The sequence below is a fragment of the Pasteurella canis genome, assembly GCF_020810675.1.
Classification (GTDB): Bacteria; Pseudomonadota; Gammaproteobacteria; order Enterobacterales; family Pasteurellaceae; genus Pasteurella; species Pasteurella canis.
This window is the reverse complement of record NZ_CP085871.1, coordinates 276,046-290,585: the sequence shown is the minus strand read 5'-3', so window position 1 is coordinate 290,585 and position 14,540 is coordinate 276,046. Positions and strand designations below refer to the sequence as shown.

The following is a 14,540-nucleotide window of genomic DNA, read 5'->3' as shown; positions in this document are numbered from 1 at the left end:
ATTTTGTTAAAAAAATGTTGCATTTGTTATTTTTGTGTATATAATGCATCACATACCCTAAAAAGTATGACTCCAAATATATTTTGGCCCTTTCGTGTTGAAAGGGCTTTTTTTTACCTTGAAATCAAATAAAAGCGATTCTTCTCAGAAATAAGGGATTTTTCCTTGTACAATCGCAAAATTCGCAATAGACTTACGCCCACCTTTTTTACATAACAGTTATAACAATTTTATGCGTGTTGCTGATTTCCATTTCAATTTACCAGATGAGCTTATTGCTCGCTATCCTAAAACTGAACGTACGTCTAGCCGTTTACTTCAACTCAATGGTGAAAATGGCGAACTTTCGCATCATACTTTTGCGGATATTATTGAGCAAATCAATCCAGGAGACTTACTTATCTTTAACAATACCCGAGTCATCCCTGCTCGTATGTTTGGGCGAAAAGCAAGTGGTGGAAAAGTCGAGGTATTAGTCGAACGCATTTTGACAGATACACGTTTTCTCGCTCATATTCGCTCCTCAAAGGCACCTAAAGCAGGTACAGAGCTCTTTTTAGGCGAAGATAAATTAGGTGAGAATAACGGAATCAAAATGGTCATGCTTGATCGCCATGATACATTATTCGAAGTCGAAATTGTGGAAAAACAAACAACACTTTTAGATGTATTACAACAAATTGGACATATGCCTCTTCCTCCTTACATCGATCGCCCTGATGAAGACGCAGATCAAGAGCGCTATCAAACAGTCTATAACAAAGTACCTGGTGCAGTGGCTGCACCGACTGCAGGTTTACACTTTGATGATGAACTATTAGCACAATTAAAAACAAAAGGTGTAAATTTTGCATTTGTCACGCTACATGTTGGTGCGGGTACCTTCCAACCTGTACGTGTAGAACAAATTGAAGATCATAAAATGCACGCAGAGTATGTCGAAGTACCACAAGACGTTTGCCATGCAATTCTAGAAACAAAACAAGCAGGTAAACGTGTCATTGCTGTCGGAACAACTTCAGTTCGCTCAGTAGAAAGTGCTGCTTTAAACGCTGAAGAACAAGGCAGTAAACAGTTAATTGAACCTTATTTTTCAGATACCTCTATTTTTCTGTATCCAGGTAAACCATTTCGCATTGTGGACTGTTTAATTACTAACTTTCATTTACCTGAAAGTACATTAATTATGCTAGTGTCAGCGTTTGCTGGATATAAACACACAATGACAGCATATCAAAGCGCGGTCGAAAATCGCTATCGCTTCTTTAGTTATGGCGATGCGATGTTTATTACAAAAAATCCAAATGTCACGGGGTTAGATTAATAATTTTTTACTATTCAAATTCAAGACTAATGCACACTTCGGAAATTTGACTTATAAGAACCGAGCACATACAATGAAAAATTAGGCTGTATGCTAATGGTTTCTTATTGAGATCAACTACTATATATATTCGCGTTACCTTTAAATAAGGAATATAGAAGCGTCATAGTGACTAAACAAATTTTATCCTTTTTCTAGTTATAGAAATAAGCCTCCACTTATGTAGCCTATTCTATCTCGACTAATGGGCTATCACTGTAGAATCTGTCTCTGTTCTCACTTATTCTAGTCAGAACATTGAAAAAGGTAATAATAGAAAGCCTGTTGACTAACACAGGCTTTTTTGTTCATAAAATACTTCGAACTGTTTATTCGTTGAAAGGACACAAAATGAAATACGAACTTGATAAAACAAGTGGCAATGCAAGACGTGGACGTCTTGTTTTTGAACGCCCACAGGGTACATTTACCGTTGAAACACCAGCTTTCATGCCCGTCGGTACTTATGGCACAGTAAAAGGAATGACACCTGAAGAAGTCCGTGCTACTGGTGCAGAAATCTTATTAGGCAACACTTTCCATCTATGGCTACGACCAGGTCAAGACGTTATGCGTAAGCATGGTGATTTACACGACTTCATGCAATGGCATCGCCCTATTTTAACTGACTCTGGCGGTTTCCAAGTCTTCAGCTTAGGTAAATTGCGTAAAATTACTGAAGAAGGAGTGAAATTCCAAAATCCAATTAATGGTGAACGTATTTTTTTATCTCCAGAAAAATCAATGGAGATTCAATACGATCTTGGTTCAGATATTGTGATGATTTTCGATGAATGCACGCCTTATCCAGCTACATTTGATTATGCTAAGAAATCGATGGAAATGTCCTTACGTTGGGCTAAAAGGAGTCGTGATCGCTTCGATGAACTTGGTAATAAAAATGCACTGTTTGGTATTATCCAAGGTGGTGTGTATGAAGAATTACGCAAAGTGTCTGTGGAAGGCTTAGTCGATATTGGTTTTGATGGTTATGCTGTTGGTGGCTTAGCTGTTGGTGAACCTAAAGAAGATATGCACCGTATATTAGAATATGTTTGTCCGCAAATTCCGACAAACAAACCTCGTTATTTAATGGGTGTAGGAAAACCTGAAGATCTAGTCGAAGGCGTACGTCGTGGGATAGATATGTTTGATTGCGTTATGCCAACTCGTAATGCGCGTAATGGTCATTTATTTGTCAGTAATGGCATCGTCAAAATACGTAATGCCAAATATCGCGATGATACAACTCCACTAGATTCTGAATGTGACTGTTATACATGCAAAAACTACACTAAAGCCTATTTATACCACTTAGATAAATGTAATGAAATTCTTGGTGCAAGATTAAATACTATTCATAATTTGCGTTATTATCAGCGTTTAATGGCACAAATTCGTGAGGCAATTGAGCAAGATAGATTTGATGATTTTGTACATGAGTTTTACGCAAAAATTGGCAAACCTGTTCCACCAATGCAGCTAGATACTGAAAATGCTTAATCTGTCAGCACAACAATTTGCTACTTGGGAACAACCGATTGAAATGCTCTATGCTTGCCACAACAAAGTCAAGCACTTTTGCCATCAGTTGAGTATATTACCAAATTATTTGGCAGAATACGGTTGTAACCAAGCAGTAAAAAATGATGTTCAACAAATTCTGACTTATTTTAATCAATCTGCCCCACTACATCATCAAGATGAAGAGGAGGATTTTTTCCCTGCTCTATTAAAAAAGGTACCCCAAGTGCGGTCAGAAATTGCAAAATTAGCAATTCAACATAGCTTATTACATCAAACTTGGGAGAAATTATCAGTACAGCTGCGCGAATTACTGGCGAACCAACGTACTGACATTGATGCTGAACTGATAAACAAATTTATTGCTAGCTATGAGCAACATATTGCAATTGAAGAGCCCCTATTTGAATTAGGTAAACAGTATTTATCTATTGAAGAATTAACCAATATGGGCAAAGTCATGTTTGCACGTCGTTGTGTAAAATAAATAAAAAGGCAAGTAACATGGACTATTTTCTTGATTTGACACCATTTACTTGCCCTTTGCCTCTGCTAATGAGTCAAAAAGCATTAAAACAATTAAATCAAACTGAAACACTCACTCTTATACTTAATAATCGAAGTACGATAGATGAGATTAAATTGCTGTGCCAACAACAAAATTATCAATTTCTCAATATTAAACAAATCAATCGTTGCGCTTATCAACTAACCATCCAAAAATAATGGCAATTCCTTTCACTTCACCTGATTTTATGGTATTTTTAGCAAGCGATTTTTTCGTCAAATTTATGTTTTAATTTTACTTTTAAGAAGGGAAATAACAAATGGAAGCTCAACAAGGTAGTCCAATGTCAATGTTATTTATTTTCGTAATCTTCGGATTGATTTTCTATTTTATGATCTATCGTCCGCAAGCAAAACGTAATAAAGAACACAAAAAGTTAATGTCTGAATTAGCAAAAGGTACTGAAGTATTAATCGCAGGCGGGTTAATTGGTCGTATTACCAAAGTATCGCCTGATAGTGACAGCATCATCATTGCATTAAATGACTCTACTGAAGTCACAATCAACCGTAACTACGTTGTTGCAGTGTTACCGAAAGGCTCATTAAAATCTTAATTTTTTATTCCTAAAGGGAAAACTATGTTAAATCGTTACCCTCTTTGGAAGAACCTAATGGTGATCCTTGTGATCGCCATTGGTGTTTTATATTCTCTTCCAAATCTTTATGGTGAAGATCCCGCTGTTCAAATTTCAGGAACACGAGGACAAGAAGCTAACACACAAATATTTAGTGAAGTACAAACTTTATTAAATCAAAATAATTTAGAAACAAAATCTATTATTCTAGAAAACGGCTCTATCCTTGCACGTTTTCACAATACTGATGCTCAGCTCCTTGCTAAAGATAAATTATCTGAAAAGCTCGGCAATAGTTACTCTGTCGCACTTAACCTTGCACCTGCGACGCCAAAATGGCTAACATCTGTAGGTGCTTACCCAATGAAATGGGGGCTGGATTTACGTGGTGGCGTACGCTTCTTAATGGAAGTTGATATGAATTCAGCTCTGACTAAACGTCAAGAACAATTACAAGATGCCTTACGCACTCAATTACGTAAAGAAAAATATCAATACACGTCAATCAAATCTGGTGATAATTTCAGTACTCTGATCACATTACTAAAACCAGAACAATCCGATGAAGTACAACGTTTCTTACGTAAACAGCATCATAATTTAGAGATTAAAGCAATTTCAGAAAATACACTTTCTCTTGAGCTCTCTGAGGCGGCATTAAATGAATCCCGCGAAAGCGCAATTGAGCAAAACTTAACAATATTGCGTAAGCGTGTATCTGAATTAGGGGTATCTGAGGCAGTTATTCAACGTCAAGGCGCTGAACGTATTGTAGTAGAATTACCAGGGGTGCAAGATACCGCTCGTGCAAAAGAAATTTTAGGGGCGACTGCAACTTTAGAATTCCGCTTGGTTAATGAAAATGTCAATCTTGACTCAGCAACACGTGGTTTTGTGCCAAATGATTCTGAAGTAAAACTTGATCGTCATGGTCGCCCTGTCGTACTTTATAAACGTGCAGTGCTAGGTGGTGAACATATAACTAATGCTAGTTCTGGAATTGATCAACAAACTTCACGCCCACAAGTAAGTGTCACTTTAGACAGTGAAGGTGGCGAAATTATGTCGCAAGCAACGCGTTTAAATCTCAAAAAACCAATGGCAACCTTATATGTTGAATATAAAGACAGTGGTAAAAAAGATGAAAATGGGAAAGCTATTTTAGAAAAACATGAAGAAGTCATTAATGTTGCTACGATTCAAGGACGCTTTGGTAGCCAGTTCCAAATTACAGGTATTGATAGCCCTGCAGAAGCATTAAATCTTGCTGTATTATTACGTTCTGGTGCTTTAATTGCACCTATTCAAATTGTTGAAGAGCGTACTATCGGTCCATCACTTGGTGCTGAAAACGTTCGCCAAGGATTAGAAGCAAGTTTCTGGGGATTGCTTGCTGTTATAGTATTTATGACAATTTACTATCGCAAATTTGGGCTGATTGCTAATATAGCGCTTATCGCTAATATCGTATTAGTTGTGGGTTTAATGTCATTATTACCTGGAGCAACCCTTTCTATGCCTGGTATTGCGGGTATTGTTCTTTCCGTAGGGATGTCAATTGATGCTAACGTGCTTATTTTTGAACGCATCAAAGAGGAAATTCGTAATGGTAGACCAATCCAGCAGGCAATACATGAAGGTTATTCTGGTGCATTCACCAGTATTTTTGATGCAAACCTGACCACGATCCTAACCTCTATTATTCTTTATGCAGTAGGCTCAGGTCCAGTAAAAGGCTTCGCAATTACACTTGCGCTTGGAGTAGGTATTTCTATGTTTACTGCCATTATAGGCACTCGTGCTATCGTAAACTTCTTATACGGTGGCAAACGTGTAAACAAATTGTCAATTTAGAGAGGATGCTGTGAGTTTATTTACAAATAAAAAAGAAACCTCTGAAGTAGGAAATATCAAACTACCATATCGTTTAATTCGCTTTATGGACTTTCGTAAATGGGGTTATCTCGTTTCTGTATTAGTTATAGCTGCCTCTCTCTTCTTTATTGTGACTAAAGGCTTTAATTGGGGATTAGACTTTACTGGTGGAACAGTAATTGATATGAGCTTTTCACAACCTGCTGATCTCGATAAAGTACGCGTTACTTTGGAACAAAATGGCATTCAAGGTGCTATTGTGCAAAGCTCAGGCAGTATAAGAGATATTATCATTCGTTTACCTGCTGCGATTAGTGATGCCAATATTGGTAACAATGTGAAAGAAATACTTGCTGTTGCAGTGGATAAAAATGTGATAGTACATAGTATTGAATTTGTTGGACCCAATGTAGGTGAGGAATTAACACAATCGGCTATTTATGCTACTTTAGCAACGTTACTCATGCTACTCGTCTATATTGGTATGCGATTTGAGTGGCGTTTAGCGGTTGGTGCTGTTGCCTCATTAACTCATGATGTCATCGTTACACTTGGTTTTTTCTCGTTATTACAGATTGAGGTGAATCTTACTTTTGTTGCAGCAATCTTAACCGTTGTCGGTTATTCATTAAACGATAGTATCGTTGTATTTGACCGTGTAAGAGAGAATATGCGTAAAATTAGACGTACTGACGTTATTGATATTATCAATATTTCTCTTTCACAAACTTTATCGAGAACGTTAATGACATCCGTAACAACAGTGATTGTTGTTGTATCATTAATCTTATTTGGCGGTCCAAGTATCCATAGTTTTTCTGTCGCATTATTAATCGGGATTGCTTTTGGTACTTATTCTTCTATCTTTGTCGCTATCGCGTTAGCTTATGATTTGGGTTTAAAACGTGAACATATGCTACCACCAAAAATTGATAATGATGATCTAGATGATATGCCATAAAGCATTCTTTAACTTAATAAAAGGTAGAACAGTTGTTCTACCTTTTTCTTGAATGATATAGCCCAAAGAATGATACTATTCAACTACATCGAAAAGTCTATGGTCTAGCAAAATGAAATTATCCTCTAGTAAACAAGGGACGATATTTCAAATTAAAGTGCGGTCCATTTAGGTAAAATTTTACTTTTATGTTTTAAAATCAAAAGATAATATCACTCACATAATCAACAAAGTCCCCATAAAACTGACCGCACTTTTAAAGACCAGTTATGCTATTTGATGTTGAAAATCTTGGCTAATCAACCCTATCTCTAATCAATCTACTCGTCAAATAACAGAATCAAAATAAATCCTCAATAGTTCTTATCACATTCTGTTATTTATTTTTCATAAAAAAGAAACGGTGGCATTTGCCACCGTAAAATAGTCAATAGTTAAAGCATTAGATTAAGCATAAACAGGAAGGCGCTTACAAATTGCTAATACTTTTTCTTTTGTTTCTGCAATCACTTGTGCTTCATTTTCTTTACCCATCGCATCTAATACATCACACATCCAACTTGCTAATTCAGCAGATTCTGTTTCTTTAAAACCACGACGAGTAATTGAAGGTGTTCCTACACGAATACCTGATGTCACAAATGGTTTTTGCGGATCATTTGGCACGGCATTTTTATTGACAGTGATATTCGCACTCCCTAATGCAGCATCCGCAGCTTTACCTGTTAAGCCATGGCTAACTAAATCAACTAAAAATAAATGGTTTTCAGTCCCATTTGATACAACGTTATAACCACGTTGTTTAAACACCTCTACCATTGCTTTAGCATTTTTTACAACTTGTTGTTGGTATACTTTGTATTCAGGTTCAAGTGCTTCTTTAAAACACACGGCTTTTGCCGCAATTACATGTACTAATGGGCCACCTTGATTAGCAGGGAATACCGAACTTTGTAATTTTTTATACAGTTCTTCATCTTTTGCAGCAGAAAGAATTAAACCACCACGTGGACCACCTAATGTTTTGTGTGTTGTAGTAGTCACTACATGTGCGTATGGTAATGGGCTTGGGTAAACACCAGCTGCGATAAGACCTGCAACGTGAGCCATATCAACGAAAAGGTAAGCGCCCACTTCATCAGCGATTTCACGCATTTTCGCCCAGTCAATGACTTGAGAGTAAGCAGAGAAACCCGCTACGATCATTTTAGGTTTGCATTCTAATGCTTTTTGGCGAACATCCTCATAATCGATTAAACCATCTGCAGTAATACCGTATTGAACTGCATTATAGATTTTACCAGAGAAACTCACTGATGCGCCGTGTGTTAAATGTCCGCCATGAGCAAGACTCATGCCAAGAATAGTATCATGTGGCTGTAATAAGGCACCATAAACTGCTGCGTTTGCTTGTGAACCAGAATGCGGTTGTACGTTCACATAATCTGCATTAAATAATTCTTTCGCACGATCAATCGCTAACTGTTCAACAATATCTGCATACTCACAACCACCATAATAACGCTTACCAGGGTAACCTTCTGCATATTTATTAGTAAATTGAGAACCTTGCGCTTCCATTACACGTGGGCTTGCATAGTTTTCAGATGCGATTAATTCGATATGTTCTTCTTGACGACGATTTTCATCTTGAATAGCTTGCCATAAAACCGGATCGTAATCAGCGATGTTCATACTTCTTTTTAACATTATGATTTCCTCTTTTAGTAAAGATGATTGTGAATTCAGTTAGTGTACCTGTTTCCACAGGATTTTTTAATTAAAATTTGGTTGTTAATTTTTCATTTTTTAATGAAAAAATTTCATCTTATCAAATCGATGAAAAAGATACCGCGCTTTATTGTTGTTCTCTTGCAACTGCGCGATAACCAATATCACGACGATAGAAACGACCAGCCCATTTCACTTTTTCGGCTAACATCAGTGCTTGTTGTTGTGCATCATAAACACTATCGCCTACTGCCGTTACACAAACTACACGGCCACCATTGGTAACTAATTTACCATCTTGATTTTCCACACCAGCTAAAAAAACTTTTTGATTTTCGACTGCACTTTCGATGCCTGTAATCTCGTCACCTTTGCGATAATCACCGGGATAACCTTCCGCAGCAAGAACAATTCCAAGTGAAGCCTTTTCACACCACTGTGATTTTTTCTCATCCAATTTACCTTCGCAAGCAGCAAGGCAAAGCTCAACTAAATCTGACTCTAGACGCAACATAATTGGTTGTGTTTCAGGATCACCGAAACGGCAGTTAAATTCAATCACTTTTGGCTGACCATTAGGCATAATCATCAAGCCTGCATAAAGAAAACCTGTATACACGTTGCCTTCTGCGGCCATTCCATTTACTGTCGGATAAATCACTTCTTGCATAATACGATCGTGAATTTCAGCAGTTACAACAGGTGCAGGTGAATATGCCCCCATACCGCCCGTATTTAAACCTATGTCATTTTCACCCACACGCTTATGGTCTTGACTGGTTGCCATTGGCTCAACGTTTTTACCGTCCACCATCACGATGAAACTCGCCTCTTCACCATCTAAAAATTCTTCAATAACTACACGGCTCCCAGCTTCACCAAAGGCATTACCTGAAAGCATATCTTTTACTGCTATTTCTGCTTCTTCTAAAGTCATCGCAACAATCACGCCTTTGCCTGCTGCTAAACCATCTGCTTTAACTACGATTGGTGCGCCTTTTTCACGTAAATACGCCAAAGCAGGCTCAACTTCAGTAAAGTTTTGATATTCTGCAGTTGGAATTTTATGACGCGCTAAAAAATCTTTAGTAAAGGCTTTTGAACCTTCTAATTGTGCAGCGGCTTGAGTTGGTCCAAAAATTTTCAAACCTGCTGCGCGAAATGCATCTACAACACCAATTACTAATGGTGCTTCAGGTCCAACAATAGTTAAACCAATTTGATTTTCTTGTGCAAACGCTACTAATTTTTCGACATCGGTCGCAGAAATTGCTACGTTTTCAACTTTATCTTCTAATGCTGTTCCAGCATTACCTGGAGCAACGAATACTTTATCTGCTAATGGAGATTGCGCAACTTTCCAAGCTAATGCATGTTCCCGACCGCCATTTCCGATGATGAGAATGTTCATAATGATTTTCCTGTGTTATTTGAAATTGATACATTTATTTAAAATGGAACATTTTGATAAATACATTAAATCTTAATGTCTAAAATGACGCATTCCCGTCAATACCATCGCCATACCATGTTCATTTGCCGCATCAATCACTTCTTGATCACGCATTGAGCCACCTGGGTGGATAACGCAAGTAATGCCAGCTTTCGCAGCTGCATCAATACCATCTCGGAATGGGAAGAAAGCGTCAGATGCCATCACACAACCAGCTACTTGTAAACCTTCATCTTCTGCTTTAATTGCTGCGATTTTCGCAGAATAAACTCGACTCATCTGCCCTGCACCAATACCGATAGTCTGTTTATTTTTCGCATAAACAATCGCATTAGACTTCACATATTTCGCCACTTTCCAACAGAACAATAGATCGAACATCTCTTCTACCGTTGGTTTACGTTCCGTCACAAACTCTAAATCCTCAATATCAACATGACCTAAATCTGCTTCTTGTACTAACAAGCCACCATTGACTCGTTTGAAATCTAAACGAGCAATAGGCTCTTCTTCCCACTCACCACAAGCTAGCACACGCACATTTTTCTTAGTCGCAAGGATTTGTTGTGCATCCTCAGCAACCTTTGGAGCAATAATCACTTCCACGAATTGACGCTCAATAATTGCTTGAGCAGTTTGTACATCAAGCTCTCGATTAAAGGCGATAATACCGCCAAATGCCGAAGTAGGATCAGTTTGATAAGCACGATCATAGGCTTCTAAAATGTTTTCACCTAATGCCACACCACAAGGGTTTGCGTGTTTCACAATCACGCAAGCTGGCTCGTGGAACTCTTTCACACATTCCAACGCCGCATCCGTATCTGCAATGTTATTATAGGAAAGTGCTTTACCTTGCAGTTGAACAGCGGTAGAAACGCTGGCTTCTTTTAATTCATTTTCCACATAAAAAGCTGCTTGCTGGTGGCTATTTTCGCCATAACGCATTGTTTGTTTACGGGTAAAATTCAGGTTTAAAGTACGAGGGAATTGACCACATTCTTGGGTTAAATCTTCTTCAGCAGCACCTTGATACGGTGGTACTTTTTGTCCGAAGTAGTTAGCAATCATAGCGTCATATTGCGCTGTATGTTCGAAAGCCTTAATCGCTAGATCAAATCGTGTTTCTAAAGTTAAGCTATTTTGGTGTTGATCCATTTCAGTGAGAATAGCATCAAAATCCTTATTATTGACTACAATCGCCACATCCTTATGGTTTTTAGCAGCAGAGCGCACCATTGTTGGTCCACCAATATCAATATTCTCTACTGCGTCCTCTAATGTGCAATTTGGTTTTGCCACTGTCGCTGCAAACGGATATAAATTCACAACGACCATATCAATACTTTCAATACCATGTTGATGCATGATTTCATCATCAATACCACGACGGCCTAAAATACCACCATGCACTTTAGGATGTAATGTTTTTACACGCCCATCCATCATTTCAGGAAAACCAGTATAATCTGAGACTTCAATTACAGGTAAACCATTATCTGCTAATAACTTTGCAGTACCACCTGTTGAAAGTAATTTTACTCCCCGTTGTATCAAACCTTGGGCAAATTCAACGATACCAGTTTTATCTGAAACACTCAGTAATGCCTGACGAATAGGACGATTAGCTTGCATTGAAAAAATCCTTAAAATTTAGCGTTTAAAATGAATAATAAAAGAGAGGTGAGCATTATAACGCAAACGTTTGCGCTTGTGTCAAAAAATTAATAAGAAATGATCTATATTCACGAGTTAAAATATTTATAAAAAACCGCCTACATACAATAGGCGGTTTCCAACAACAAGTGAGATGATTTATTTTTTGCTAATTTTGTTATCCAATGCAAAAGCGCCAGAACCCGCAACAACAAAGTATAAAAATACTAATGAATACAGTGCCGCCAATTCACCTTGGTTTAAAATTGGTAATAACACATTAGAAAGAGAAGCATGAACATAAAAATAAGCGACTGCCATTTGACCTGAAAGAATAAAAGCAACAGGACGAGTGAACAAACCTAAAATCATTAACACACCACCAATAATTTCAATAACACCACCAATACCAAATAATGAGAATAATGGTTGTGCACCAAAAACGGCTGGCACACCAAAAACCTTATCTGTACCATGTAATAAAAACATGTAAGCCGCAATAATACGCAATAAACCTAATACTTGTGGACGATATTTTTCTAATGAAATCATGTGCTTTCCTTAATGAATATAATTAAATTTAAGATAATCAGAATTTCTAGTGAGGCTCTCTCGCTAAAAACTGGTGCTATCATAACGATATACAAAAAGGAAAAAAACTATCAAAAAAGAAAAAAATATTCTACTCATAGTTAATAATCTTTTAGCCGTGTCAAATGCTCATTAAATATACTAGCCTCCATAAAACCTGTAATACGTGAATGAGGTATCTCACTACCTTCACTATTAAAAAATAAAATGGTGGGTAATCCTAATATATTGAGTTTATCTAATAACATTTTATTTTCTGATGTATTTTTTGTCATATCAATTTGTAATAACAACACATCATTAAATGTAGACATGACTTCAGGCGCATGAAATGTATATTTTTCAAATTCTTTACAAGCCACGCACCAATCGGCATATAAATCTAGCATAGCTAGGCTTTTATGATTAGTTCGTAAAACTTGTTGTAATTCCTCATATGTTTTTATTTGTTTAAATTCAATACGTTGAGAATGTCCTAATTGTTCGATAGCATTTCCACTCAAAAATCCTATTCCAATAAGATTTGGAAAAAATGTGCTAAAAACTAACATGATAAAAACAGCTATCCATGCCCATTTATAATTTCTTAGGTGGAAAAATATCCACAAACAGAAACCTATGGCTAGTATAAACCATAAGTGATTTTCTACATTTGGGAAAACACGAGAAACTAAAAAGACAGGTAATGCGAGCAAAACAAAACCAAAAGCATGTTTGACATGTAACATCCAATTCCCTGATTTTGGTAAAATTTTATTACCAAATACCGTAATCAAAATTAATGGCACTCCCATACCTAATGCCAATAAATACAATGTGATGGCTCCCGTAAAGAGATCACCACTTTGCGCAACATAAAGTAACGCGCCAGAAAGTGGTGCAGAAGTACAAGGCGAAGCGACTAACCCAGCAATCATTCCCATAACAAAAACACCACTAAATGCACCGCTCTTTTGCTGTTGACTATATTGTGTCAATTTCGTTTGCCAACTTACTGGGAGTTGTAAATTAAAGAAGCCAAACATTGATAAAGCTAATAGTACGAAAATAACAGATAATGTTAAAAGTACATAAGGACTTTGCAGAGCAACTTGAAAAGGTAACCCAATTGCAGCAACAATCAAACCGAGTAAAGTATAAGTAAGAGCCATACCTTGCACATAAACTATACTCAATGTTAATGCCCGCAAGGTATTTGGTCTAGTTTGCCCCCCAATAACTATTGCAGACAATAAAGGGAGCATAGGTAGAACACAAGGAGTAAATGCTAATCCTAAACCCAAAACAAAAAACCAGAACATGGCATATTTACTATGAAATAAACTCTCAGCCAGCCGATCTTGTTCCGTTGATGTAGGAATATGACTTTTCCTTGGGCTCCCTTTGTCCTCATTTATATGTACATTTGATGGAGAGTTCAAATTAAGTATTTTGGTTTCTGGAGGATAACAAAACCCTTTAGTACAGCCTTGAAAAGTAACTTCTAGTGAAGACTGCTGAGTAAAATGGGATAAAGGAATAGTTAAAGTAACTTGATTACGATAAATTTCTACTTCGCCAAAAAAATCATCATGATATTTTTCAGCAATAGGAAATTCTACTTCTCCAAGATCTATATTGATGCCATTTAAGTCAAAAAATTGTTTATATAAATAATAATCTTCTGCAATTAACCAATTGAGCTCTATCTTATCTTGTTGCTGTATACTAGAGAAAATAAACGCTTGATCTACTGTTAAAAAACGAGATTTTTTATTAAAAAAACTCGCTTCTGCTATCAACGTAATTGATAAAAGTAACAAAATTGAAAAAATCTTTTTCATAATAAATACATGATTAAAACAAACGTCATAAGCTGCATTCTAGCATAAGCAAGATTTAAGTCGAAAACTATCCGCTAATTACGATAAAAAATTCAGCAACTTATTTTTTTTATAAAAATAAGTTTTGATCATGATAAAAAATTATTGTAGGATAACATTCTATAGTGATGTTTCTCAAAATAATCTTATTTTCTTACGACAAAAGTAGTGAAAATACTCGATAAAATATCACGTAATTCGCAATTTTGTATGTAACTTAAACGAGCATTCGGCTCTATTTACTCCCTCAATACTCTCACTCTATTGAGGGATTTTTTTATGATCTAGGTCATAAAATGACTATCTAATTTAACAAAACTCATTTTTTCTATTGTTACAATTATGTTGCAACTATACAATGAGTACGTTAATTTTGTGC

Annotated in this window: 12 protein-coding genes; 7 read left to right on the top strand and 5 right to left on the bottom strand. The window is 36.6% G+C overall.

Annotation, left to right across the window (positions count from 1 at the left end; translation table 11 throughout):
- Positions 1–232 precede the first annotated feature (232 nt).
- The 7 genes from queA to secF all read left to right on the top strand — a co-directional run bounded on the left by queA (position 233) and on the right by secF (position 6,868).
- Complete coding sequence (gene queA / locus K7G93_RS01370; protein WP_049216349.1) at positions 233–1,324, top strand: tRNA preQ1(34) S-adenosylmethionine ribosyltransferase-isomerase QueA; 1,092 nt, start codon at positions 233–235, stop codon at positions 1,322–1,324.
- Positions 1,325–1,714: 390 nt separating this feature from the next.
- Positions 1,715–2,866 (top strand): tRNA guanosine(34) transglycosylase Tgt, encoded by a 1,152-nt coding sequence (gene tgt, locus K7G93_RS01365; RefSeq protein WP_049216350.1) that lies wholly within the window; start codon positions 1,715–1,717, stop codon positions 2,864–2,866.
- The gene (locus K7G93_RS01360; protein WP_049216351.1) at positions 2,859–3,374 is read left to right on the top strand and encodes a hemerythrin domain-containing protein; all 516 of its coding nucleotides are present in this window, start codon (positions 2,859–2,861) and stop codon (positions 3,372–3,374) included. The genes tgt and K7G93_RS01360 overlap by 8 nt, the downstream gene beginning before the upstream one ends.
- Positions 3,375–3,391: 17 nt before the next feature.
- Positions 3,392–3,613, top strand: coding sequence for a sulfurtransferase TusA family protein (locus K7G93_RS01355; RefSeq protein WP_160531448.1), 222 nt, complete (start codon positions 3,392–3,394; stop codon positions 3,611–3,613).
- A 101-nt stretch (positions 3,614–3,714) separates the two neighbouring features.
- Positions 3,715–4,011 (top strand): preprotein translocase subunit YajC, encoded by a 297-nt coding sequence (gene yajC / locus K7G93_RS01350; protein WP_115322440.1) that lies wholly within the window; start codon positions 3,715–3,717, stop codon positions 4,009–4,011.
- A gap of 24 nt (positions 4,012–4,035) precedes the next feature.
- Positions 4,036–5,886 (top strand): protein translocase subunit SecD, encoded by a 1,851-nt coding sequence (gene secD / locus K7G93_RS01345; RefSeq protein ID WP_049216354.1) that lies wholly within the window; start codon positions 4,036–4,038, stop codon positions 5,884–5,886.
- A gap of 10 nt (positions 5,887–5,896) precedes the next feature.
- Complete coding sequence (gene secF, locus K7G93_RS01340; protein ID WP_049216355.1) at positions 5,897–6,868, top strand: protein translocase subunit SecF; 972 nt, start codon at positions 5,897–5,899, stop codon at positions 6,866–6,868.
- 447 nt (positions 6,869–7,315) lie between these two features.
- Here the strand turns inward: secF and glyA are convergent, their stop codons facing one another.
- The 5 genes from glyA to K7G93_RS01315 form a co-directional block, all read right to left on the bottom strand.
- Positions 7,316–8,578 carry a serine hydroxymethyltransferase gene (glyA, locus tag K7G93_RS01335; RefSeq protein ID WP_228400403.1) on the bottom strand — a complete coding sequence of 421 codons (1,263 nt, stop codon included), beginning with the start codon at positions 8,576–8,578 and terminating at the stop codon, positions 7,316–7,318.
- 148 nt (positions 8,579–8,726) lie between these two features.
- Positions 8,727–10,010 carry a phosphoribosylamine--glycine ligase gene (purD, locus tag K7G93_RS01330; protein WP_228400402.1) on the bottom strand — a complete coding sequence of 428 codons (1,284 nt, stop codon included), beginning with the start codon at positions 10,008–10,010 and terminating at the stop codon, positions 8,727–8,729.
- Positions 10,011–10,082: 72 nt separating this feature from the next.
- Positions 10,083–11,687, bottom strand: a complete 1,605-nt coding sequence (gene purH / locus K7G93_RS01325; RefSeq protein ID WP_049216358.1) for a bifunctional phosphoribosylaminoimidazolecarboxamide formyltransferase/IMP cyclohydrolase — start codon at positions 11,685–11,687, stop codon at positions 10,083–10,085.
- Positions 11,688–11,867: 180 nt separating this feature from the next.
- Positions 11,868–12,260, bottom strand: coding sequence for a DoxX family protein (locus tag K7G93_RS01320; RefSeq protein ID WP_049216359.1), 393 nt, complete (start codon positions 12,258–12,260; stop codon positions 11,868–11,870).
- Between the two features lie 140 nt (positions 12,261–12,400).
- Positions 12,401–14,122 (bottom strand): protein-disulfide reductase DsbD, encoded by a 1,722-nt coding sequence (locus K7G93_RS01315; protein ID WP_228400401.1) that lies wholly within the window; start codon positions 14,120–14,122, stop codon positions 12,401–12,403.
- Between the last annotated feature and the right edge of the window lie 418 nt (positions 14,123–14,540).

Coding starts and splice junctions, on each gene's coding strand:
- glyA (WP_228400403.1), bottom strand. CDS start 8,578: ATGTTAAAAAGAAGTATGAACATCGCTGATTACGATCCGGTTTTATGG.
- queA (WP_049216349.1), top strand. CDS start 233: ATGCGTGTTGCTGATTTCCATTTCAATTTACCAGATGAGCTTATTGCT.
- yajC (WP_115322440.1), top strand. CDS start 3,715: ATGGAAGCTCAACAAGGTAGTCCAATGTCAATGTTATTTATTTTCGTA.
- purD (WP_228400402.1), bottom strand. CDS start 10,010: ATGAACATTCTCATCATCGGAAATGGCGGTCGGGAACATGCATTAGCT.
- secD (WP_049216354.1), top strand. CDS start 4,036: ATGTTAAATCGTTACCCTCTTTGGAAGAACCTAATGGTGATCCTTGTG.
- K7G93_RS01320 (WP_049216359.1), bottom strand. CDS start 12,260: ATGATTTCATTAGAAAAATATCGTCCACAAGTATTAGGTTTATTGCGT.
- K7G93_RS01355 (WP_160531448.1), top strand. CDS start 3,392: ATGGACTATTTTCTTGATTTGACACCATTTACTTGCCCTTTGCCTCTG.
- K7G93_RS01315 (WP_228400401.1), bottom strand. CDS start 14,122: ATGAAAAAGATTTTTTCAATTTTGTTACTTTTATCAATTACGTTGATA.
- tgt (WP_049216350.1), top strand. CDS start 1,715: ATGAAATACGAACTTGATAAAACAAGTGGCAATGCAAGACGTGGACGT.
- purH (WP_049216358.1), bottom strand. CDS start 11,687: ATGCAAGCTAATCGTCCTATTCGTCAGGCATTACTGAGTGTTTCAGAT.
- K7G93_RS01360 (WP_049216351.1), top strand. CDS start 2,859: ATGCTTAATCTGTCAGCACAACAATTTGCTACTTGGGAACAACCGATT.